Here is a 20,921-nt window from a genome sequence, read left to right as displayed (position 1 = left end):
GCGCCGGTGGCCTTGGGTTTCCAGTAGGGGGCGCCCAGGCCGGTGAAGGCGGGCACGAACATCACGCCGCCGGAGTCGGGCACGGTGTCGGCCAGGCTTTCCACTTCGCCCGAGGCCTGGATGGCGCGCAGGCCGTCGCGCAGCCACTGCACCACGGCGCCGCCGATGAAGACGCTGCCTTCCAGTGCGAACTCGGGCGTGGCCGAGGGCTGTGCGGCGCTGGTGGTGACCAGGCCGTTCTGTGAAAGCTGGAAGCGCTCGCCGGTGTGCATCAGCATGAAGCAGCCAGTGCCGTAGGTGTTCTTCGCCAGGCCCGCCTTGAAGCAGGCCTGGCCGAAGAGGGCCGCCTGCTGGTCGCCCGCGATGCCGGCAATCGCCAGGTGCTTGGGGCCCTGTGCGTCGAGCAGGCCGGGGATGACCTCGCCGTAGCGGTGGCTGGACGGGTGCACTTCGGGCAGCAGCGAGGCGGGGATGTCGAGCGCACGCAGCAGCTCCTCGTCCCAGCGGTTGTCGCGCACGTTGAAGAGCATGGTGCGCGAGGCGTTGCTCACGTCGGTGGCGTGCACGCGCCCCCCGGTGAGCTGCCACACCAGCCAGCTGTCCACCGTGCCGAAGGCGAGTTCGCCGCGCTGCGCCCTGGCGCGTGCCGCGGGCACGTGGTCGAGGATCCACTTGAGCTTGGTGCCCGAGAAATAGGCATCGATGCGCAGGCCGGTTTTGGCCTGCACCACCGGCTCCAGGCCGGCGGCGCGCAGGGCTTCGCAGGTGGGCTCGGCGCGGCGATCCTGCCAGACGATGGCGTTGTAGACGGGCTCGCCGGTGGCGCGGTCCCACACCACGGTGGTCTCGCGCTGGTTGGTGATGCCCAGGGCGGCGATCGCCTGGGCGCGCGCACCCACCTGGGCCAGCACCTCGCGCGCGGTGGCGAGCTGGGTGTCCCAGATCTCGCGTGGGTCGTGTTCGACCCAGCCGGGCTGGGGGTAGAGCTGACGGAACTCGCGCTGGGCCATCGCGACGATCTGGCCGTCGCGGTCGAAGACGATGCTGCGTGAGCTGGAAGTGCCTTGGTCCAGCGCGAGGAGGTAGTTCATGGCGTGTCCTCAGGAGCGATGATGCATTGCACGTCGGCCTCGGCGAGGAGGGCCGGAAACGGCTCGGGCGGCGCCGCGTCGGTGAACAGGCGGTCGAGTTCGCTCAGGTGCCCCAGTTCGACCATCGCGGGCCGGTGAAACTTGCTGTGGTCGGCGGCGAGCCAGATCTCGCGCGAGTGCTCGACGATGGCGCGAGAGACCTTCACCTCACGGTAGTCGTAGTCGCGCAGCGTGCCGTCGGCCTCGATGCCCGAGATGCCGATCAGGCCGATGTCCACGCGGAACTGGCGGATGAAGTCGACCGTGGCCTCGCCGATGATGCCGCGGTCGCGCGAGCGCACCACGCCGCCGGCGACGATGACCTCGCAGTCGGGGTTGTCGCTGAGGATGGCCGCCACGTTGAGATTGTTGGTGATCACGCGCAGGCCGCGGTGGCGCAACAGCTCGTGGGCCACGGCCTCGGTGGTGGTGCCGATGTTCAGGATGAGCGAGCAGCCCTCGGGCACGGCCTGGGCCACCGCGCGCGCGATGCGGCGTTTGGCCTGCGCGTTCAGGCTCTGGCGTTGGCGGTAGGCAATGTTTTCCACCGTCGAGCTGGGCACGCGCACGCCGCCATGGAAACGTGCCACCAACCCGGCCTCGCTGAGCAGCTTTACGTCGCGCCGCACGGTCTGCAGGGTCACTCCGAAGCGTTCGGCCAGGGCCTCGACCGACACCGAACCGAGGCGACGCACCTCGTCCAGCAACTGCGATTGGCGGGGGTTGGGGGTCATCAAGGGTGGGCTCGACATGCCGCGCATTGTCCCGCGTGGGACGGCGGGGGCGCCGCGAACCTTAAGCGAACGAAAACGAAAAGGAATGAGGGTTTACCAGGCCTTGTCATTGGACGGGATTGGGTCTAAAACGAAAAAAGAGGAGCAAAAAACGAACATAATCGAACATTTGCGGGCGCATTCACCGCCCGAGCCCCTCAGGAGATGCCCTTGGACCGCGTGCCTCACGCCAGTTTCGACCGTCCGGACGTCGCCGCGGCTGCCGCGGCCGGCGCTGCGCCCCTGCACTGCGACGTGCTCGTCGTGGGCGGCGGCATCAATGGCGCGGGCATCGCCCGCGACTTGGCCGGGCGTGGCCTGAAGGTGGTGCTGTGCGAGAAGGACGATCTGGCCTCGCACACCTCCTCGTCCTCGACCAAGCTGATCCACGGCGGGCTGCGTTATCTCGAGTACTACGAGTTCTCACTGGTGCGCAAGGCGCTGCAAGAGCGCGAGGTGCTGCTCAAGAGCGCGCCGCACATCATGTGGCCGCTGCGCTTCGTGATGCCGCACGATCCGGCGATGCGGCCGGTGTGGATGATCCGCGCCGGTCTGTTCCTGTACGACCATTTGGCGCGCCGGGAGGTTCTGCCCGGCTCCGAGACGGTGGACCTGCGCCATCATGTGGCCGGTGCACCGCTCAAGGGCCGCTACACCAAGGGCTTCGTCTACTCCGACGGCTGGGTGGACGACGCCCGGCTCGTGGTGCTCAATGCGCTCGACGCCCAGGCCCATGGCGCAATGATCCTCACGCGCACGCGCTGCACGCAGGCACGTCGCAGCCCGCAGGGCTGGGAAGCCACGCTGCAGCCGGCCCGTGGTGCAGCCCTGCAGGTGCGCGCCCGGGCCCTCGTGAACGCCGCCGGTCCCTGGACTGAGGACTTCCTGCGCCGCCAGGCGCAGCAGCACCACACCAAATCGCTGCGCCTCGTGAAAGGCAGCCACATCGTCGTGAAGAAGATGTTCGACCACCCGATGGCCTACATCTTCCAAAACCCCGACAAGCGCATCATCTTTGCCATTCCCTACGAGGGCCAGTACACCCTCATCGGCACCACCGACGTCGAACACCACGGCCCCATCGGCGCCGCGCAGATCGACGAGAGCGAGATCGCCTACTTGTGCGAGCAGGCCAGCCGGTATTTCGCCCAGCCCGTCACCCGCACGGACGTGGTGTGGACCTACGCCGGTGTGCGGCCGCTGCTCGACGATGCCTCGGGCGACCCCTCGGCCGTCACGCGCGACTACCTGCTGGAGCTGGACACGTCCCAGGCGCCGCTGCTGTCGGTGTGGGGCGGCAAGATCACCACTTTCCGCAAGCTGGCCGAGGAGGCGGCCGACCTGCTCGGCCCACCGCTGGCCCACGCCCCCGGGGGGTGGACCGAAGGGCGCTATCTGCCTGGGGGCGACCTCAGCGCCTACATTGGCGCGCCGCATCGCCCGGACAGGGACTTCGAGAGATTCGATCAAGCCCTCGCGCAGCGCCATCCTTGGCTGCCGCAAAGCGTGCGCCGCCGCCTGGCCCGGGCCTACGGCTCACGCATCGACTGGGTGCTGGGCGAAGCGAGCGGCTTGTCAGATTTGGGGGAAGAAGTCGCGCCCGGACTCTACGAGGCCGAGCTGCACTACCTGTGGACCCACGAGTGGGCGACGTGCGCCGAGGACGTGCTGTGGCGCCGCAGCAAGCTGGGCCTGCATTTCAGCGCAGACCAAAAAAGCGCGGTGGCGCAGTGGTTCGACAGCCGTGCACAACAAGCTGGGAGACGACATGCAGTTGATGCTTGAAGGCATCGAGAAGCGGGTGGGCGGACAGACCCATCTCTATCCCCTGGACCTGAGCCTGGTGCCCGGGGCCGTCACGGTGCTGCTGGGCGCCACACAAGCCGGTAAGACCTCGCTGATGCGTGTGATGGCCGGGCTCGATGTCCCGACGCGCGGACGGGTGAGGGTCGATGGTCGCGACGTGACCGGGCTGAGCGTGCGCCGGCGCAACGTGGCGATGGTCTACCAGCAGTTCATCAACTACCCCTCGATGACGGTGCGCGACAACATCGCTTCGCCGCTGAAGCTGCGCGGCGAAAAGGACATCGACGCCCGAGTTCGGGCTTTGGCTGCCAAGCTGCACATCGAGCCTTTCCTGAACCGCCTGCCGGCGGAACTGTCGGGCGGCCAACAGCAGCGTGTGGCCCTGGCCCGCGCGCTGGCCAAGCAGGCGCCGCTGATGCTGCTCGATGAGCCGCTGGTGAACCTCGACTACAAGCTGCGCGAGGAGCTGCGCGAGGAGCTCACCCAGCTCTTCGCCACGGGCGACTCGACGGTGGTCTATGCCACCACCGAGCCCACCGAGGCCCTGCTGCTGGGCGGATATACCGCCGTGATGGACGCGGGTGAGCTGCTGCAGTACGGCCCCACCGCCGAGGTGTTTCACCGTCCCCAGTCCATCCGTGTGGCGCGTGCTTTCAGCGACCCGCCGATGAACCTGCTGCCGGGCGAGGCCGCGACGCTGGGCGTGCAGTTGCCGGGCAATGTGCAGGTGGGTGTGCCACTGCCCTCGAACGGCTCGCGCAGCGTGACCCTGGGCGTGCGCGCCAGCGCCTTGCGCGTGCGGCGCCGCGAGGGTGACGTGGCCCTGCCCGGCACCGTGGAACTCGCCGAGATTTCGGGCAGCGATACCTTCGTGCACGTGGACACGCCGGTGGGTGAAGTGGTGGCGCAGCTCACCGGGGTGCATGACTTCGCCCTGGGGGCTTCGATCACGCTCTACCTGCACCCTTCTCAGGTGTATGTCTTCAATGAGGCCGGCGCCTTGCTCGTGGCGCCCGAGCGGACGAATCGGAGGGAAGCCTGATGGCCCGCATCGACCTCGATCTGGCCCATGCCTACAAGCCTCGGCCGACGCAAGACAGCGACTACGCGTTGCTGCCGCTGAAGATGAGCTTTCGCGATGGTGGGGCCTACGCTTTGCTAGGCCCCTCGGGCTGCGGCAAGACGACCATGCTCAACATCATCTCGGGCCTGATCACGCCGTCTCAAGGTACGGTGATGTTCGACGGGCGCGACGTGACCCGTCTGAGCCCTCAGGAGCGCAACATCGCCCAGGTCTTTCAGTTCCCGGTCATCTACGACACGATGACCGTGGCCGAGAACCTGGCGTTCCCCTTGCGCAATCGTGGCGTCAGCCCCGATCGCATCCGGCAGCGCGTGGGGGTGATCGCAGAGATGCTCGAGTTGAGCGGTCAGCTCCACCAGCGTGCGGCCAACCTCAGCGCCGATGCCAAGCAGAAGATCTCGCTGGGCCGCGGCCTGGTGCGCGAGGATGTCTCGGCCGTGCTGTTCGACGAGCCGCTCACAGTGATCGACCCACACCTGAAGTGGCAGCTGAGGCGCAAGCTCAAGCAGATCCACCACGAACTCAAGCTCACGCTGATCTACGTCACCCACGATCAGGTCGAGGCGCTGACCTTCGCCGACGAGGTGGTCGTGATGACGCGCGGCCGCGCCGTGCAGGTGGGCACCGCCGACGAACTCTTCGAGCGGCCCCGGCACACTTTCGTCGGGCACTTCATCGGCTCGCCGGGCATGAACTTCCTGCAGGCTCGCTATGCCGATGGGCAGTTGCTGGTCGGCGACAGCCGGCTGGCGGCACCTGCGGACAAGGTCGAAGCCCTGCGCCAAGCCGGTGAGTTCGTGCTGGGGGTGCGGCCGGAGTACGTGGAGCCCGCCCCCGAGGGGCACCCCGATGCCGTGGCGGTGCGCATCGAGCAGGTGCAAGACATCGGCACCTACTGGATGCTCACGAGCCGGGTGGATCAGGCCGTCTTGAGGGCGCGGCTGAGTCCCGAGGCCCGGGTGCCTGCCGCCGGGGAGATGATGTGGCTGCGCCTGGTGGGACCGCACACCTGCTACTACAAGAACGAGGAGCTGCTGGCATGAACGACGAGCTCAAGCCGGTCAATCAGAAGGCCTGGCTGCTGGTGTTGCCGGTCTTCATCTGCGTGGCCTTCTCGGCCATCCTGCCGCTCATGACGGTGGTGAACTACTCGGTGCAAGACATCATCTCGCCCGAGCGTCGCGTTTTCGTGGGCACCGAGTGGTTCGCGATGGTGATGCGCGACGAGGAGCTTCACGGTGCGCTGCTGCGCCAGCTTGGCTTTTCGATGGCCGTGCTGGCGGTGGAGATTCCGCTGGGCATCCTGCTGGCGCTGTCCATGCCGGCGCAGGGCTGGAAGGCCTCGGCCGTGCTGGTCATCGTGGCGCTGTCGCTGCTCATTCCCTGGAACGTGGTCGGCACGATCTGGCAGATCTACGGCCGCACCGACATCGGCCTGCTGGGTGCGGCGCTGCAATGGCTGGGCTTCGACTACAACTACACGGGCGACGCCACCGATGCCTGGCTGACCGTGCTGGTGATGGATGTGTGGCACTGGACGCCGCTGGTGGCGCTGCTGTGCTATGCCGGTCTGCGCAGCATCCCGGATGCCTATTACCAGGCCGCGCGTATCGACGGGGCGAGCAAGTTCGCCGTCTTCCGCTACATCCAGCTGCCCAAGCTGCGCGGCGTGCTGATGATCGCGGTGCTGCTGCGCTTCATGGACAGCTTCATGATCTACACCGAGCCCTTCGTGCTCACCGGCGGCGGCCCGGGCAACGCCACCACCTTCCTGTCGCAGTACCTCACTCAGAAGGCCGTGGGCCAGTTCGACCTCGGCCCGGCAGCGGCCTTCTCGCTGATCTACTTCCTCATCATCTTGCTGCTGTGCTTCATCCTCTACAACTGGATGCAGCGCGTGGGCACCACGCCGAAGGAGGGCGGGCAATGAACCCGACCGGACGCTTCCAAAAGCGCACGCTCTTCCTGATCGCCTACCTGGTCTTTGCCATCTTGCCCATCTACTGGATGGTCAACATGAGCTTCAAGACCAACAACGAGATCCTGTCGAGCTTCACTTTCTGGCCGCAGGACTTCACCTGGGACAACTACCGCACGATCTTCACCGACCCGTCGTGGTACTCGGGCTACATCAACAGCCTCATCTACGTGGCGATCAACACGGTGATCTCGATCACCGTGGCGCTGCCGGCGGCCTATGCCTTCTCGCGCTACCGCTTCCTGGGCGACAAGCATGTCTTTTTCTGGTTGCTGACCAACCGGATGACGCCGCCGGCGGTGTTCTTGCTGCCCTTCTTCCAGCTTTACACGACGCTGGGACTGATGGACACCCACTGGGCGGTGGCCCTGGCGCACCTGGTGTTCAACGTGCCCTTGGCCGTGTGGATCCTGGAGGGCTTCATGAGCGGCGTGCCGCGAGAGATCGACGAGACGGCGTACATCGACGGCTACAGCTTCCCGCGCTTTTTCCTCACGATCTTCCTGCCGCTCATCAAGGCCGGCGTGGGCGTGGCGGCCTTCTTCTGCTTCATGTTCAGTTGGGTGGAGCTGCTGCTGGCGCGTACGCTGACCAGCGTGAACGCCAAGCCCATCGTCGCGACGATGACGCGCACCGTCAGCGCCTCGGGCATGGACTGGGCCGTGCTGGCCGCCGCCGGGGTGCTCACCATCGTGCCCGGCGCCATCGTGATCTGGTTCGTGCGGCATTACATCGCCAAGGGCTTCGCGATGGGGAGGGTCTGACATGTTGGATTGGATGGTCTGGACCACCCCGGTGGCCGTGTTCTTCATCTGCATCGTGCTGATGCTGGTGGGCATGACGATCTGGGAGATCAAGTCCCCCACGGTCATGCGCAAGGGCTTCTTGCCCATCCCCACCACCCGCGGTGACCGGCTGTTCATCGGCCTGCTGTGCGCGGCCTACGTGAACCTGGCCTGGGTGGGGCTGGGCGAGAGCTTCGTCGAGTGGTTCTCACTCGAGGATCCGCCCTCCGTGTGGATCAGCTTCGTGCTTTCGATGGGCCTGGTCGCACTGATCATGCGCAAGGGCTGAGCCGACATCGGTTTGACGGATCCGGCCCGCCTCGCCCCCCAGGGCCGGGATCCAGACGTACGAGGGGCGCGCTCATGAGGAGACCTGTGATGAAAGTGCACATGAAGGCGATCGCCTTCGCTGCGATGGCCTTGGCGGTTGGTCAGGCCGCCTGGGCCGGTGAGCCCGAGGCCAAGCGTTGGATCGACACCGAGTTCCAGCCTTCGACGCTGACCAAGGATCAGCAGATGGCCGAGATGAAGTGGTTCATCGAAGCGGCCAAGAAGCTGCAGGCCAAGGGGGTGAAGGAGATCTCGGTGGTGTCCGAGACGATCACCACCCACGAATACGAGTCCAAGACGCTTGCCAAAGCCTTCGAGGAGATCACCGGCATCAAGGTCAAGCACGACCTCATTCAGGAAGGCGACGTGGTCGAGAAGCTGCAGACCTCGATGCAGTCGGGCAAGTCGATCTATGACGGATGGATCTCCGACTCCGACCTGATCGGCACGCACTGGCGCTATGGTCACATCATGAACCTGACCGACTACATGGCCGGCGCGGGCAAGGAATGGACCAACCCGGGTCTCGACCTCAAGGACTTCATCGGCCTGAGTTTCACCACCGCACCGGACGGCAAGGTCTATCAGCTGCCCGACCAGCAGTTCGCCAACCTGTACTGGTTCCGTGCCGACCTCTTCGAGCGTAAAGATCTGAAGGATCGCTTCAAGGCCAAATACGGCTACGACCTGGGCGTGCCGCTGAACTGGAGCGCCTACGAGGACATTGCCGAGTTTTTCACCAACGACGTGAAGACCATCGACGGCAAGCCCATCTACGGCCACATGGATTACGGCAAGAAGGATCCCAGCCTGGGCTGGCGCTTCACCGACGCCTGGCTGTCCATGGCGGGCACCGCCGACATTGGCATCCCCAACGGCAAGCCGGTGGACGAATGGGGCATCCGCACCACGCCCGATGGCTGCCACCCGGTGGGGGCCTCGGTGGCGCGCGGCGGGGCCACCAATTCGCCTGCGGCCGTCTACGCACTCACCAAGTACGTGGACTGGATGAAGAAGTACGCGCCCAAGGAAGCCACGGGCATGACCTTCAGCGAAGCCGGGCCGGTGCCGGCCCAGGGCCAGATCGCGCAGCAGATCTTCTGGTACACGGCCTTCACCGCCGACATGACCAAGCCGGGCCTGCCGGTGGTCAATGCCGATGGCACGCCGAAATGGCGCATGGCTCCGTCACCGTATGGCCCGTACTGGAAGCAGGGCATGCAAAACGGCTACCAGGACGTGGGTTCCTGGACCTTCTTCGCCAAGCATGACCCGAACCGCACCGCTGCTGCCTGGCTGTACGCCCAGTTCGTGACTTCCAAGACTGTGTCGCTGAAGAAGACCATCGTGGGCCTGACACCCATTCGTGAAAGCGACATCCAGTCCAAGGCCATGACCGACCTCGCGCCCAAGCTGGGCGGCCTGGTGGAGTTCTATCGCAGCCCGGCCCGCGTGGCCTGGACACCCACCGGCACCAACGTGCCCGATTACCCCAAGCTGGCACAACTGTGGTGGAAGAACGTGGCGGTGGCCGTGACGGGTGAGAAGACCCCGCAGCAGGCCATGGACAACCTGGCCGAGGAGATGGACCAGGTGCTGGCCCGCCTGGAGCGCGCCGGCATGGCCCGCTGTGCGCCCAAGCTCAACAAGAAGGAGGATCCGAAGAAGTGGCTGAGCGACAAGGGGGCTCCGTGGGCCAAGCTGGCCAACGAGAAGCCCAAGGGTGAGACCATCGAGTACGAGAAGCTGCTCGCCGCCTGGCGCGCCGGCCGCGTGCGCTGAGCTGCCGGGAAGGAGCCACCAGGCCCCTTCCTTTCATGGCCCTGCGGCGTCTCCCCGCAGGGCCTTTTTCTTCAGGTGCCGTGCAACGCCTCGTCGACCAGCTCGATCCAGTGCCGCACCGGCGTCATCGTGCCGGTTTGCAGGTGCTGGATGCAGCCGATGTTGGCCGAGACGATGGCCTGTGGCTGCAGCGGCAGCAGGTGCGAGAGCTTGCGGTCGCGAAGCTGGTAGGCCAGCTCGGGCTGCAGCACCGAATAGGTGCCGGCCGAGCCGCAGCACAGGTGGGATTCGTTGGCAGCCAGCTGCACTTCGAAGCCCAGCTCGCGCAACACTTGCTCGACGCCGCCGCGCAACTGCTGCCCGTGCTGCAGCGTGCAAGGCGGATGGAAGGCGATCCTGCCGGAGCCGACGTCGCGCCGCAAACGCGACTTCAGCGTGGGCACCAGGGCGGGCAGGAGTTCGCTCAGATCGCGCGTGAGCGCGCTGATGCGCTGCGCGCGCTCGGCGTAATCGGGGTCGTGCTGCAGGGCGTGTCCGTACTCCTTCACCGTCACGCCGCAGCCCGAGGCGTTCATCACGATCGCCTCGACCTCGCCGCGGCTGACCAGCGGCCACCAGGCATCGACGTTGCGCCGCATGTCGGCCAGGCCGCCCTCGTGGTCGTTGAGGTGGGTGCGGATCGCGCCGCAGCAGCCCGCGCCGTCGGCCACCAGGGTCTGGATGCCGGCGGCGTCCAGCACACGCGCCGTGGCGCTGTTGATGTTGGGCATCATGGCCGGCTGCACGCAGCCCGTGAGCATCAGCACCTTGCGCTCGTGCGTGCGCGTGGGCCACTGGTGGGCGCGTGCGCGTCTGTCGCGTGGCGGTACCTTGTGCTTCAGCGCGCCGGGCAGCAGCGGTCGCACCATCTGGCCCAGCTTCATTGCCGGGCCGAACAGACGCGAGGTCAGCCCCTCGCGCAGCATGGCGCGCACGAGCTTTTCGCCGGCGGGCCGCTCGACGCGCTCCTCCACGATCCGGCGGCCGATGTCCACCAGATGCCCGTATTGCACGCCCGAGGGGCAGGTCGATTCGCAGTTGCGACAGGTCAGGCAGCGATCCAGGTGCACTTGCGTCTTGCGCGTGACGCTCTGGCCTTCGAGCACCTGCTTCATCAGGTAGATGCGTCCGCGCGGCCCGTCGAGTTCGTCGCCCAGCAACTGGTAAGTGGGGCAGGTGGCGGTGCAAAAGCCGCAGTGCACGCACTTGCGCAGGATGGCCTCGGCCTCCCGGCCCTCGGGCGTGTCGCGGAATTCGGGGGCGAGATGGGTCTGCATGCGAAGGGGCTCGGAGGTCACAGGCCGCTCAGGAGGCGGCCACGGTTGAACAGGCCCTGCGGGTCGAAGGCCGCCTTGAGCGAACGATGCAGCCGCTCCAGCACCGGCGGCAGGGGCGTGAAGACCGGGCCGTCCGGCGGGCCATGGAAGCGCGTGGCGTGGCCGCCGGCCTGGCGGGCGGCCTCGCGCACGGCGGCTGCCGGCGCCGGCGTGCACCACCAGCGCTGGCCCCCTCCCCATTCGATGAGCTGCTCGCCCGGCAGGCGCAGCGGGGCGGCCGTCGGCGGCACGGACAGCCGCCACAGGCCGGCGCCGGTCTGCACCGCGGCGCGGGCCTTGACGAAGAACTCGTCGCGCTGGTCGCGCAGGCCCTCCCAGAAGGGGCCGGCCTGCATCGCCGGGATGGGGTCGCCGCCGAGTTGCCGGCTGGCGGCGGCCACGGCGGCCTGGGCGCCGCGCAGCCGCAGCAGCAGGGCGCCATCCCACCAGGCACTCGCGTTCAGGGGCAGGGGCTGCGCGGCCCATTCGTTGAGCCGCTGCAGCGCGGTGCCCTCGTCCATCTCGAAGCGCAAGGTGGCGGTGGCCGGCGCCATCGGCAGCACCTTCAGCGAGACCTCGAGGATCACCCCGAGCGTGCCCAGCGAGCCGGCCAGCAATCGGGAGACGTCGTAGCCCGCCACGTTCTTCATCACCTGGCCGCCGAAGCTCAGCACCTGGGCCCGCCCGTTGAGCATCGTGGCACCCAGCACGTAATCGCGCACCGCGCCCACCGCGGCCCGCGAGGGACCGGACAGGCCGGCGGCCACCATGCCGCCCACGGTGCCGCCGCTGGCAAAGCGCGGCGGCTCGAAGGGCAGGCACTGGCCTTTCTCGGCCAGGGCGGCCTCCAACTCGTCCAGCGGTGTGCCGGCACGGGCGGTGACGACGAGTTCGGTGGGTTCGTAGCTGGAGATGCCGGCCAACGGCCGCAGCTCCAGCGGCTCGCCCACGAGGGGTTCGCCGTAAAACGACTTCGTGCGGCCGCCCTGGATGGCCAAGGGGCGGCCGTCGGCCAGCGCGGCGCGCACCTGGTCGATCAGGCGGTCGAGGGCAGGATCCGGGTTCATGCGCAAGGAAGGGGCAAAGGGGTCAGAAGCGTTCCAACTCGGGGAAGGGCAGCAATCCCTTGCGCACGTGCATCTTGCCGTACTCGGCACAGCGGTTCAGCGTGGGCACCACCTTGCCGGGATTGAGCCCCTCGGCGGGGTCGAAGGCGCGCTTGAGCGCACGCATCTGCTCCAGCTCGGCCGGCGAGAACTGCACGCACATCGAGTTGAGCTTCTCGACGCCCACTCCGTGCTCGCCGGTGACGGTGCCGCCCAGGGCCACACTGGTTTCGAGGATGTCGGCGCCGAAGCGCTCGCAGCGGTGCAGTTGGTCGGGGTCGTTGGCGTCGAAGAGGATGAGCGGATGCAGGTTGCCGTCGCCGGCATGGAAAACGTTGGCGCAGCGCAGGCCGTATGTCTTTTCCATCTGCTGAATCGCCAGCAGGATGTCGGCCAGGCGCTTGCGCGGGATGGTCGAGTCCATGCACATGTAGTCCGGGCTGATGCGGCCGCTGGCGGGGAAGGCGTTCTTGCGACCGCTCCAGAACTTCAGCCGCTGCGCCTCGTCCTTGCTCACCTCCACGCGCGTGGCGCCCGAGGCGACGAGCACGTCCATCATGCGCGCGATCTCCTCGGCTACCTCCTCGGGCGTGCCGTCGCTCTCGCACAGCAAGATGGCCTGCGCGTCCAGGTCGTAGCCGGCATGCACGAAGGCCTCGACGGCAGCCGTCATCGGCTTGTCCATCATTTCCAGCCCGGCGGGGATGATGCCGGCGGCGATCACGTTGGCCACGGCGTCGCCGGCCTTGCGGATGTCGTCGAAGCTGGCCATGATGCAGCGCGCCAGTTGCGGCTTGGGCACCAGTTTCACGGTCACCTCGGTGACCACGCCGAGCATGCCCTCGCTGCCGATGAAGACAGCCAACAGGTCCAGGCCCGGCGCGTCCAGCGCATGGCTGCCCAGTTCCAGCGGCTCGCCTGCGACCGTGTAGCCACGCACCCGCAGCACGTTGTGCACGGTGAGCCCGTACTTCAGACAGTGCACGCCGCCCGAGTTCTCGGCGACGTTGCCTCCGATGGTGCAGGCGATCTGGCTGCTCGGATCGGGCGCGTAGTACAGGCCATAGGGCGCGGCCGCTTCACTGATGGCCAGGTTGCGCACGCCCGACTGCACCACGGCGATCCGTGCATGCGGGTCGATGCGCACGATGCGGTTGAACTTGGCCAGGCTCAGCGTCACGCCCAGGCGGTGGGGCAGGGCGCCCCCCGACAAGCCGGTGCCGGCGCCGCGCGCCACCACCGGCACCTGCAGTCGATGACAGGTGCGCAGCACCGCGGCCACCTGCTCCTCGGTCTCGGGCAGGGCCACGGCCAGCGGCTGCTCGCGATAGGCCGTCAGCCCATCGCATTCGTAGGGTGTGGTGTCCTCGCGGTGCCACAGCAGTGCATGCGCGGGCAGCACCTGCGACAGGGCCTGCACCACCTCGGCCTGGCGCCGGGTGCGTTCGTCCGCTTCGTCGGCTGCGGCCAGCGTGTCGGGACGCAGGGGAGCGTTCATCGGGGGTCTCCTCGTGTGCCGCCAATGTAACGCGGCCGGCTGAGCGTGGGCTGAACACTGCGCGCTTTGAGGCATCATTTCGGCTTTGCTCAGGACGCAAAGATGCGCGGCCCTGGGGCCGTCACGGCCGTCCGACATGCCCATGCCCCCCTCTTCTTCTTCCTTCGCCCTGCGGCCTGGCGCCGCCGTCTGGCTGGCCCTGGCCTTCCTGGGGCTGGCCCACCTGGTCTGGATCGTCCTGCCGGCGCCGGCCACGATGGCGCTGATGAGTGAGCATGGGCCCGTCGAGGGGCTCAACGCTGCCCTGTATGTGGTCACGGCCGCCCTCATCGCGGCGTGGCGCCGGCCCGAGGACGACTGGCGGCTGTGGGCCTCGCTGGCCGTCGTGATGTTGGCGTTTGCGGCCCGCGAGATGGATTGGCACAAGGCCTTCACCGGCACGAGCGTGCTCAAGTTCAGCTTCTTCCTGCGCGACGGACGCCCCCTGCACCGCGTGGTGGCCGCACTGGTGCTGGCCCCGGTGGCCTTGGCCTGCGCCCACCTCGTCGTGCGGCGGGGGCCGGGCGTGCTGCGCGGCCTGCGGCGCGGCGATCCGGTGGCCGTCACGGTGCTCACCTTCGCGGTGACGCTGGTGGTGGGCAAGGTGGCCGACCGCGCCCCGGCCATCCTGGCCGAGGAGCTGGGCATCGTGCTCGGGGCCGCCGTGCGGGCCTGGCAGACCGCCATCGAGGAGGTGATGGAGCTGGCCCTGGCATTCCTGGTGGCCCTGGGCGCCTGGCAGCACCGGCAACGGGATCGGCGGTCCTGAGGCTCAGCCCTTGCGGGCCTTGGCGGACGGCCGGCGGGGCGCCGATGCGCGTGGCTTCGGGGTGGCGGCCTGCATCGCCACTTGGCCGGCGGCCTGGCCCGCCCGTGCGGCCAGTCCGGCAGCGCCGGCGGCGCCGGCCTTGACCTGACGGGCGGCCTTGCCCGCGGTGGCCACGCTCTTGCGCAGGGTATCCTCGGCGGCCGTGAACGACTGACGGACCAGTTCGCCGGCCAGGTGGCGCGCCGATTCGCTGGCGGCATCCTTCATGGCCGAGGCGGCCAGAGTGGTGAACTGGCGGGTCAGGGCGCCCCACCACTGCACCGGATCGACGGCCGGTGCCGCGGCCGCCCCGCTCGCCAGGGCTGCCGCCTTCGCGGCCGGACGCCGGCGCGTCTTCGGTCGGTCCGCCGCCTTCGCGGCAGCCTCGGGCGGGCGCAGCGTCAGCGACTCGCGCAAGGTCTCCACCGGCACGTTCATGGTCTTCAGCGTGGACAGCGTCATGCGCTGCACCTCCAGCGCCTGGATGGTGGCGCCGAGCATGCGGGCGTTTTGCTCCAGCCAGAACTGCACGGTGCGCAGTTCCTCGATGCGTTTTTCCAGCTCCTCGGGGTTGAGCGTGGGGGCGACCCACTGCCCGAAGTTGGGCAGGGCCGAGCCGGCATTCTTCACCAGGCCTTGCAGGAAGTCGAAACCGGGCACCAGCTTGCCGATGCCTTGCAGGGGGTCGCTCATCGCGGGGGCTCCGTGGTTGCTGCGCTGAGGGCCATTGTGCGCTGCCGGTGCGCAGCGGCCAAGCGCATCGGCACTCGGGGTTTGGGGCGCAGGCTGCCCTGGATCTCGCCGGTGGTGGTAGGCTGAAGTCCCGGCAGATGCCTGCCGCATCGTGAGGACGACCCCCTATGGCATTCATCCGGCTGGCCTCCCACACCCACGACCTGGGCGATGGTTTCATGGTGCGCCGCCTGCTGCCGGCCGCCGCCGCCCGGGCCGTGGGCCCTTTCGTTTTCTTCGACCACATGGGCCCGGCCGAATTCGCGCCGGGCCAGGGACTGGACGTGCGGCCCCACCCTCACATCGGTCTGGCCACCGTCACCTACCTCTTCGAGGGCGTGATCACCCATCGCGACAGCCTGGGCACGGTGCGCGACATCCGTCCGGGCGACGTCAACTGGATGGTCGCCGGGCGCGGCATCGTGCATTCCGAGCGCTCGCCGCAGGCGCTGCGCGCGGCTGGGCACCGCCTGCATGGCATCCAGACCTGGGTGGCGCTGCCGCTGGCCGACGAGGAGGCCCTGCCCGACTTCGTTCACGTCAGCGCGGCCGGCCTGCCCGAGGTGCGCTCGGCCGGCGTGCACCTGCGCGTGATCGCCGGCGACGCCTTTGGCCAGACCTCGCCAGTGCCGGTGCGCAGCCGCACGCTCTATGTGGCCGGCGAGATCGAATCGACCGCTCACATGGAGGTCCCGCTGGAGCACGAGGAGCGGGCGCTGTACGTCGTCTCGGGCTCGCTCACGGCCGACGGCGAGCCGCTGAACCCCGGCGACATGCTCGTGCTGCCGCCGCGGCCGGTGCGCCTGCGGGCGCTGGAGGCGGTGCGCTTCATGCTGATCGGCGGCGACCCGCTCGACCTGGGCCCGGGCAATACCGCCGAGCACCCGCGTCACATGCGCTGGAACTTCGTCTCCTCGCGCCAGGAACGCATCGAGCAGGCCGTCCAGGCCTGGGCCCGCCAGGATCCGCAGGCCTTCCCGCCGGTGCCCGGCGAGACGGAACGCATTCCTTATCCTTGAGCGGGCACTTCGCAGTCGATGGCGCCCATCGGGGGGCTGCCGTCGTCGGCTTGCAGCTCGATGTGCACGCGGTCGCCGGCCAGCAGCCAGGGGCTGCGCGGCTCGCCGTGCTCGCGGGTCTCCTGGGCGCGCCGCTCGGCCAGGCAGGCCACCCCGCCAGAGGGCTCGACCGGGCTGAGCGGCCCGCTGTGCACGACGGTGCCGGCGGGCAGGGCCCGTGTGCGGGCGGCCTGGGCCAGCCAGCGGCCCACGTGCCAGGCCATCGCGGCCCCGGCATCGCCACGACACAGGCGCCGGCCCTGGGCCTGCACCTTCAGGCCCAGGTGCACGCGGCCGCGCCGCCAGGCCTCGCCCAGTTCGTCGGGCGTGACGGCCACCGGGCCGTACGACGTGGCAGGGCGGCCGTGCAGCAGCCCCAGGCCCAGCGCCCGCTCCTCCTCCAGCCGGGCCGGCAGCGTCCAGGTGCAGGCCAGCATCAGCAGCCGCACGCCCTCCAGCGCCTCGGCGGGGCTGCACGCCGGGGCCACGTCGCCGGTGACGACCGCCAGCCCGGGCCCGAGGTCCGCAGCAGCCTGCGCCGTCGGCCCGGGCGGCGGATCGGTCGGCCCCAGCACGTCGCCGACCCAGGGCCGCACGAGCGGGCCATCGACCTTGGCCGGCACCGGCCAGCCCAGGCGCTCGAGGTGCGCGGCGCTGGCCCAGGCGTCGTAGGCCTGCACCGGGCGGGGCAGGGGGGCCATGCACAGCGCCGGATCGAAGGGGAAGGCGTGGCGGGCACGGCCTTGGTTGAGGGTCACGTACAGATCCTGCAACTGCGGCGACAGGAAGTTCCAGTCGTCCAGCACCTGCTGCAAGCGGGTGGCGATGCCGGCCGCATAATGGGCCTGGGTGAGGTCGCGCGACACCACGACGAGCTGTCCATCGCGCGAACCATCCTTGTACGTGGCGAGTTTCATGCCGGGAGAGGGAAACGCAGAATGCACGATTGTAGGCAGCGCCCCTTGGGCGAGCGGGCCCGCCATGGCGCCTGACCGCAGCCGGCGCCGCCTGCTGCAGACCCTGGTTTGGGCTGGCCCGTCGGTGGCCTGGGCCGGGCAGCCCGATGGCCCGCCGCCGGTCTATCGCACCGCATGGCCGCCGCCGGCCACGCTGGACTACCAGGTGCGCCGCGGCATCCTGTCCGGCCAGGGCCGCCTGAGCTGGGATCCCCGGCCGCCCCGGTACGAGCTGCAACTGCAGGCGCGCGTGCCGCTGCTGGGTACCATCCTGACCCAGACCAGCACCGGCCTGCTCGAGGCCTCGGGCCTGGTGCCTGAGCGCTTCACCGACGAACGCCTGAAGCGCCCGCCGAGGGTGGCCGATTTTCATCGGCCGCGCGGCCCCATCACCTTCAGCGGCCGCGAGGACACCCGGCCGCTGCAACCGGGCCTGCAGGACCGTCTGAGCTGGATGATCCAGCTGCCGGCCATCGTGCAGGCCGATGCCAGCTGGCACCAAGCCGGCCGCGAGCTGAGCTTGCTCGTCGTGAGCGCGCGCGCCGATCTGGATCGTTGGGTGTTCCTCTCGCACGGGGACCAGACGATCGCCCTGACCGACGGGCGCAGTGTGCGTGCCCTGCGCCTGGAGCGCCTGAACGCTTCCGCCAGTGGCACTCGCGCCGAGGTGTGGCTGGATCCCTCGCGCCACCACCTGCCGGTGCGCGCCCGCCTCGTCGAAGGCCGCGACGAGCCCTTCGAGCTCGTGCTGGCGGGGGGTTGAGGTTCTCAAGCCGCCGCCCGGGCCGCCGATACCTCCGGCAAGGGGGTGGACGGCGGGCTTGAAACTTGCAGCGGCATCCCCAGATCTCACCCACAGCAGGGACCGGGCGGTACAGCCACACAGGCCGCGCCAAGCCCGGCCCGTGAAGGAGAGTGCTCCATGCAAATGCTCTACAACTCGGACAATTTCGCCGTCGTGGCCTTTGAGGTGCCCGCAAGCGAGCCTGCATCCCGGGCCGGCGAGACGACCGGGGCGCTCACTCGCGGGGGCTACGAGATCGTGGACAAGTTCTCGCGCAAGGAGATCTACCTTGAAGGGGCGATGGCCGAAAGCTTCAAGGCCGGCGTCGAAGCCCTGATCCAGACCTCGCCCAGCGTCGAGGAGATCGACGCCTATATCGAGCGATTCACCTCGCTGATGCACCAGCCGGTGGTGCTGCACTGAGCCTCGATCCAGCAAATTGACCGCGGCAGGCCGCAGGCCACGGCATCTGCCCTTTGAAACCCCGGGCCTGCCGCGGCGGCGGCGGGCTTCCCATGCCGCCTGGCCTGCGTTATGGTGGCCGCACGTCCATCCTTGGCGACAAGGAGGTGTCCATGGTTCGACGTCTGGCGCAGGCACGCGAATGGCCTTCCCCTGGGCTGCGCGAGGCGCCCGTGCTCGACCGCATGTGCTCGCACTTCGTGCTCACGCTCACGCTGCGTCATCCGGGGCGCTTCAACGTGCGGCGCGACTGGAACGCCCTGCTGGGCCTGACCGGTCGCCATCTCGTCTGGCCTGCGCCGGTGTTGCAACGGCTGCGAGAGTACCTCGGCCGGCGCTGCGCCGGCAACGCCCTGTGGCGGGGCCACGAACGGCTGGACGACGAGGCCTTTCTCCTGCGTCATGGCGCCTGGCGAGGCCCCTACGAGGAGGGCACACTGTTCTTCTACCTCGACGAGTACATCAAGGACGCGCCCAAGGATCTGATGGCCGTGCTCGGCGCCACGCGCGACTGGCTCGACCGCGATCTGCGGCGGGCATCGACCCTGGTGCAGCGCAACATCGACGCCCTGGGCGGGCTGTTGCAGCTCAACCCGGCCGAGCGGGCCCTGTTGCTGTACGGCACGCTCGCGCGTTACCAGCGCGAGCTGCGCGGCCTGCTGGTGGAGTTCAAGGTGGCCAATGCCCAGGAGGCCTATGCCCTGCTGGCCGAGGTGGCCCAGGTCGATGAACGCGAGGTGGCCGAGGCCCTGCGCGCCGGATCGCGCCTGGAGCGCATCGGCATGGTCGAGAACCTGATCTCCGAGCACAACATCACCGACCTGGCCGACTTGATGAAAGTCTCCGAGCAACTGCCCCCGGTGCTGATGCGCGAATACCGCGATCCGGCCGACCTGATGGCCGTGTTCACCCGGCCGGCCACGCCCACCGAGCTCACGCTGGCCGACTTCCATTACGTGGCCGAGGACGCGCGCGTGATGGTCGCCCTGCTGCGCAATGCGGTGGCGCGCCGCGAGGCCGGCGTCAACATCCTGGTCTATGGCCCGCCCGGCACCGGCAAGACCGAACTGGCCAAGGTCATGGCCAAGTCCGCCGGACTCGAGCTCTACGAGGTGGAGTACGCCGACCGGGACGGCAACTCCCTGTCGGGCCGCGACCGCTACCGCTCGCTGCAGATCAGCCATGTCTTCCTCAAGGGCAGCCCCAACGTGGCCTTGCTCTTCGACGAGGTCGAGGATGTCTTTCCGCCGCTGTCCACCGACGCCGCGCAATGGATGGCCCGGCTCGACGCCGGCGAGGGCCCGCCCAGCGGATCGGTCAGTGGCAAGGCCTGGGTGAACCAGGTGCTCGAGAGCAACCCCGTGCCGGTGATCTGGGTGACCAACCGCATCGAACAAATCGACCCAGCCTTCCGGCGCCGCTTTCAGTACCATCTCGAACTGCGCTCGCCCCCGCCCGGAGCCCGTGAGGGCCTGGTGCGCAAGGCCCTGGCCGGGGTGCCGGTCGGCGAGGGCTTCGTGGCCCGGCTCACCGCTCGCAAGGGGCTCACCCCCGCGCAGATCCGCACCGCGGTGCGCTTTGCCTGCCTGGCGCGCGAGGGCGATGACGACGCCCGGCTGGAGCCGCTGATCGAGCGCCAGCTGGCCAACGCCGACCGGGCGCTCGGCGTCGGGGCCGGCGAGCGCGGCCCGCGCGTGAGCGTGACGCATTACGACCTTGGCCTGCTGCACACCGAGTCGCGCTTCCCGGTGCCGCGCATCGTCGAGGCCCTGCGCCGCCGCCAGCTCGGCACGCTGTGCTTCCACGGCCCGCCGGGCAGCGGCAAGACGGCGCTGGCCGAGCACATCGCCGCCGAGCTGCAACAGCCCCTGCTGGTGCGCCAGGCCTCCGATCTGGTGAGCAAGTACGTCGGCGAGACCGAGCAGAACATGGCCCGCATGTTCGAGGAGGCCCAGGCCGAGGGCGCGGTGCTGCTGCTCGACGAGGCCGACAGCTTCCTGCGCAGCCGCCGCATGGCCGAGCGCCACTACGAGGTCAGCGAGGTCAACGAGATGCTCCAAGGCATGGAGCGCTTCGCCGGCATCTTCATCTGCACGACCAATCTCTTCGAGGATCTGGACGAGGCGGCGCTGCGCCGCTTTACGTTCAAGATCCGCTTCCATCCGCTCCTGCCGGCGCAGCGTGAGCGCATGTTCGCCGCCGAGGCCCTCGGTGACGCGCGGGCCGCCCTGCCATTCGAGCATCGCGAACGCCTGGCCCAGCTCGACCAGCTCACGCCCGGCGACTTTGCGGCCGTGTGCCGCCAGGCCGACCTGTTGGGCACGGCCTTCACGCCCGACGAATTCCTGTCCCAGCTCGAAGCCGAGCACCGCGCCAAGCCCGAGGTGCGCCTGCGCCGCGGCATCGGCTTCACGCGCTGACCCGTCAGCCCCGGGCCCTCGCCCGCAGGCGGCGA

The 20,921-nt window shown here is 68.8% G+C and carries 19 protein-coding genes; 12 read left to right on the top strand and 7 right to left on the bottom strand.

Annotated features, from left to right (window positions below; translation table 11 throughout):
- Together ACK4ZD_RS04485 and ACK4ZD_RS04480 are read right to left on the bottom strand one after the other, a co-directional pair.
- On the bottom strand, positions 1 to 1,091 hold a 1,091-nt coding region (locus ACK4ZD_RS04485), incomplete at its 3' end, for an FGGY family carbohydrate kinase (RefSeq protein ID WP_409659205.1).
- Positions 1,088 to 1,864 (bottom strand): DeoR/GlpR family DNA-binding transcription regulator, encoded by a 777-nt coding sequence (locus ACK4ZD_RS04480; protein ID WP_409659301.1) that lies wholly within the window; start codon positions 1,862 to 1,864, stop codon positions 1,088 to 1,090. The genes ACK4ZD_RS04480 and ACK4ZD_RS04485, both read right to left, overlap by 4 nt.
- A 204-nt stretch (positions 1,865 to 2,068) precedes the next feature.
- On the opposite strand from ACK4ZD_RS04480, the gene glpD reads away from it, so the two are divergent.
- The 7 genes from glpD to ACK4ZD_RS04445 all read left to right on the top strand — a co-directional run bounded on the left by glpD (position 2,069) and on the right by ACK4ZD_RS04445 (position 9,668).
- Positions 2,069 to 3,688, top strand: coding sequence for a glycerol-3-phosphate dehydrogenase (gene glpD / locus ACK4ZD_RS04475; RefSeq protein WP_409659203.1), 1,620 nt, complete (start codon positions 2,069 to 2,071; stop codon positions 3,686 to 3,688).
- Entirely contained in the window at positions 3,672 to 4,751 is a 1,080-nt protein-coding gene (locus ACK4ZD_RS04470; protein ID WP_409659201.1) for an ABC transporter ATP-binding protein, read from the top strand. The genes glpD and ACK4ZD_RS04470 overlap by 17 nt, the downstream gene beginning before the upstream one ends.
- Entirely contained in the window at positions 4,751 to 5,836 is a 1,086-nt protein-coding gene (locus tag ACK4ZD_RS04465; RefSeq protein WP_409659199.1) for an ABC transporter ATP-binding protein, read from the top strand. Before ACK4ZD_RS04470 ends, ACK4ZD_RS04465 begins: the two co-directional genes overlap by 1 nt.
- On the top strand, positions 5,833 to 6,723 hold the full coding sequence (locus ACK4ZD_RS04460; RefSeq protein ID WP_409659197.1) for a carbohydrate ABC transporter permease: 891 nt from the start codon (positions 5,833 to 5,835) through the stop codon (positions 6,721 to 6,723). The genes ACK4ZD_RS04465 and ACK4ZD_RS04460 overlap by 4 nt, the downstream gene beginning before the upstream one ends.
- Positions 6,720 to 7,535 carry a carbohydrate ABC transporter permease gene (locus tag ACK4ZD_RS04455; RefSeq protein ID WP_409659195.1) on the top strand — a complete coding sequence of 272 codons (816 nt, stop codon included), beginning with the start codon at positions 6,720 to 6,722 and terminating at the stop codon, positions 7,533 to 7,535. Before ACK4ZD_RS04460 ends, ACK4ZD_RS04455 begins: the two co-directional genes overlap by 4 nt.
- A 1-nt stretch (position 7,536) precedes the next feature.
- Positions 7,537 to 7,845 carry a DUF2160 domain-containing protein gene (locus ACK4ZD_RS04450; RefSeq protein ID WP_043700926.1) on the top strand — a complete coding sequence of 103 codons (309 nt, stop codon included), beginning with the start codon at positions 7,537 to 7,539 and terminating at the stop codon, positions 7,843 to 7,845.
- Positions 7,846 to 7,934: 89 nt separating this feature from the next.
- Positions 7,935 to 9,668, top strand: coding sequence for an ABC transporter substrate-binding protein (locus ACK4ZD_RS04445; protein ID WP_409659192.1), 1,734 nt, complete (start codon positions 7,935 to 7,937; stop codon positions 9,666 to 9,668).
- A 71-nt stretch (positions 9,669 to 9,739) separates the two neighbouring features.
- Here the strand turns inward: ACK4ZD_RS04445 and glcF are convergent, their stop codons facing one another.
- From glcF to ACK4ZD_RS04430, 3 genes are read right to left on the bottom strand one after another with little or no spacing between them, the layout of a single operon-like run.
- Complete coding sequence (gene glcF, locus ACK4ZD_RS04440; protein ID WP_409659190.1) at positions 9,740 to 10,984, bottom strand: glycolate oxidase subunit GlcF; 1,245 nt, start codon at positions 10,982 to 10,984, stop codon at positions 9,740 to 9,742.
- A 17-nt stretch (positions 10,985 to 11,001) separates the two neighbouring features.
- The gene (gene glcE / locus ACK4ZD_RS04435) at positions 11,002 to 12,090 is read right to left on the bottom strand and encodes a glycolate oxidase subunit GlcE (protein ID WP_409659188.1); all 1,089 of its coding nucleotides are present in this window, start codon (positions 12,088 to 12,090) and stop codon (positions 11,002 to 11,004) included.
- A gap of 22 nt (positions 12,091 to 12,112) precedes the next feature.
- Positions 12,113 to 13,627: an FAD-linked oxidase C-terminal domain-containing protein gene (locus ACK4ZD_RS04430; RefSeq protein WP_409659186.1), complete on the bottom strand. Its 1,515-nt coding sequence runs from the start codon at positions 13,625 to 13,627 to the stop codon at positions 12,113 to 12,115.
- Between the two features lie 142 nt (positions 13,628 to 13,769).
- On the opposite strand from ACK4ZD_RS04430, the gene ACK4ZD_RS04425 reads away from it, so the two are divergent.
- Positions 13,770 to 14,435 carry a hypothetical protein gene (locus ACK4ZD_RS04425; protein WP_409659184.1) on the top strand — a complete coding sequence of 222 codons (666 nt, stop codon included), beginning with the start codon at positions 13,770 to 13,772 and terminating at the stop codon, positions 14,433 to 14,435.
- Between the two features lie 3 nt (positions 14,436 to 14,438).
- On the opposite strand, the gene ACK4ZD_RS04420 is transcribed toward ACK4ZD_RS04425, so the two are convergent.
- A complete protein-coding gene (locus ACK4ZD_RS04420) occupies positions 14,439 to 15,167 on the bottom strand; it encodes a PhaM family polyhydroxyalkanoate granule multifunctional regulatory protein (RefSeq protein ID WP_409659182.1) in 729 nt (242 codons plus the stop codon).
- 167 nt (positions 15,168 to 15,334) lie between these two features.
- Here ACK4ZD_RS04420 and ACK4ZD_RS04415 point away from each other — a divergent pair, with 167 nt between their 5' ends.
- Positions 15,335 to 16,225 carry a pirin family protein gene (locus ACK4ZD_RS04415; protein ID WP_409659180.1) on the top strand — a complete coding sequence of 297 codons (891 nt, stop codon included), beginning with the start codon at positions 15,335 to 15,337 and terminating at the stop codon, positions 16,223 to 16,225.
- Here ACK4ZD_RS04415 and ACK4ZD_RS04410 read toward each other — a convergent pair.
- Entirely contained in the window at positions 16,216 to 17,181 is a 966-nt protein-coding gene (locus ACK4ZD_RS04410) for a fumarylacetoacetate hydrolase family protein (RefSeq protein WP_409659178.1), read from the bottom strand. The genes ACK4ZD_RS04415 and ACK4ZD_RS04410 overlap by 10 nt on opposite strands.
- Before the next feature lie 64 nt (positions 17,182 to 17,245).
- On the opposite strand from ACK4ZD_RS04410, the gene ACK4ZD_RS04405 reads away from it, so the two are divergent.
- From ACK4ZD_RS04405 to ACK4ZD_RS04395, 3 genes are all read left to right on the top strand, one after another.
- Entirely contained in the window at positions 17,246 to 17,983 is a 738-nt protein-coding gene (locus tag ACK4ZD_RS04405; RefSeq protein ID WP_409659176.1) for a DUF3108 domain-containing protein, read from the top strand.
- 159 nt (positions 17,984 to 18,142) lie between these two features.
- Positions 18,143 to 18,427: a DUF3567 domain-containing protein gene (locus ACK4ZD_RS04400; protein ID WP_409659174.1), complete on the top strand. Its 285-nt coding sequence runs from the start codon at positions 18,143 to 18,145 to the stop codon at positions 18,425 to 18,427.
- A 152-nt stretch (positions 18,428 to 18,579) separates the two neighbouring features.
- Positions 18,580 to 20,886, top strand: a complete 2,307-nt coding sequence (locus tag ACK4ZD_RS04395) for an ATP-binding protein (RefSeq protein WP_409659172.1) — start codon at positions 18,580 to 18,582, stop codon at positions 20,884 to 20,886.
- Positions 20,887 to 20,921: the final 35 nt, after the last annotated feature.

This window comes from Caldimonas sp., assembly GCF_046291045.1.
Taxonomy (GTDB): Bacteria; Pseudomonadota; Gammaproteobacteria; order Burkholderiales; family Burkholderiaceae_C; genus Caldimonas.
This window is presented reverse-complemented; position numbering and strand designations above follow the sequence as displayed.

Coding starts and splice junctions, on each gene's coding strand:
- ACK4ZD_RS04460 (WP_409659197.1), top strand. CDS start 5,833: ATGAACGACGAGCTCAAGCCGGTCAATCAGAAGGCCTGGCTGCTGGTG.
- ACK4ZD_RS04445 (WP_409659192.1), top strand. CDS start 7,935: ATGAAAGTGCACATGAAGGCGATCGCCTTCGCTGCGATGGCCTTGGCG.
- ACK4ZD_RS04450 (WP_043700926.1), top strand. CDS start 7,537: ATGTTGGATTGGATGGTCTGGACCACCCCGGTGGCCGTGTTCTTCATC.
- glcE (WP_409659188.1), bottom strand. CDS start 12,090: ATGAACCCGGATCCTGCCCTCGACCGCCTGATCGACCAGGTGCGCGCC.
- ACK4ZD_RS04425 (WP_409659184.1), top strand. CDS start 13,770: ATGCCCCCCTCTTCTTCTTCCTTCGCCCTGCGGCCTGGCGCCGCCGTC.
- ACK4ZD_RS04420 (WP_409659182.1), bottom strand. CDS start 15,167: ATGAGCGACCCCCTGCAAGGCATCGGCAAGCTGGTGCCCGGTTTCGAC.
- ACK4ZD_RS04415 (WP_409659180.1), top strand. CDS start 15,335: ATGGCATTCATCCGGCTGGCCTCCCACACCCACGACCTGGGCGATGGT.
- ACK4ZD_RS04465 (WP_409659199.1), top strand. CDS start 4,751: ATGGCCCGCATCGACCTCGATCTGGCCCATGCCTACAAGCCTCGGCCG.
- ACK4ZD_RS04455 (WP_409659195.1), top strand. CDS start 6,720: ATGAACCCGACCGGACGCTTCCAAAAGCGCACGCTCTTCCTGATCGCC.
- ACK4ZD_RS04430 (WP_409659186.1), bottom strand. CDS start 13,627: ATGAACGCTCCCCTGCGTCCCGACACGCTGGCCGCAGCCGACGAAGCG.
- ACK4ZD_RS04480 (WP_409659301.1), bottom strand. CDS start 1,864: ATGACCCCCAACCCCCGCCAATCGCAGTTGCTGGACGAGGTGCGTCGC.
- ACK4ZD_RS04395 (WP_409659172.1), top strand. CDS start 18,580: ATGGTTCGACGTCTGGCGCAGGCACGCGAATGGCCTTCCCCTGGGCTG.
- glcF (WP_409659190.1), bottom strand. CDS start 10,984: ATGCAGACCCATCTCGCCCCCGAATTCCGCGACACGCCCGAGGGCCGG.
- ACK4ZD_RS04410 (WP_409659178.1), bottom strand. CDS start 17,181: ATGAAACTCGCCACGTACAAGGATGGTTCGCGCGATGGACAGCTCGTC.
- ACK4ZD_RS04400 (WP_409659174.1), top strand. CDS start 18,143: ATGCAAATGCTCTACAACTCGGACAATTTCGCCGTCGTGGCCTTTGAG.
- glpD (WP_409659203.1), top strand. CDS start 2,069: ATGCCCTTGGACCGCGTGCCTCACGCCAGTTTCGACCGTCCGGACGTC.
- ACK4ZD_RS04470 (WP_409659201.1), top strand. CDS start 3,672: ATGCAGTTGATGCTTGAAGGCATCGAGAAGCGGGTGGGCGGACAGACC.
- ACK4ZD_RS04405 (WP_409659176.1), top strand. CDS start 17,246: ATGGCGCCTGACCGCAGCCGGCGCCGCCTGCTGCAGACCCTGGTTTGG.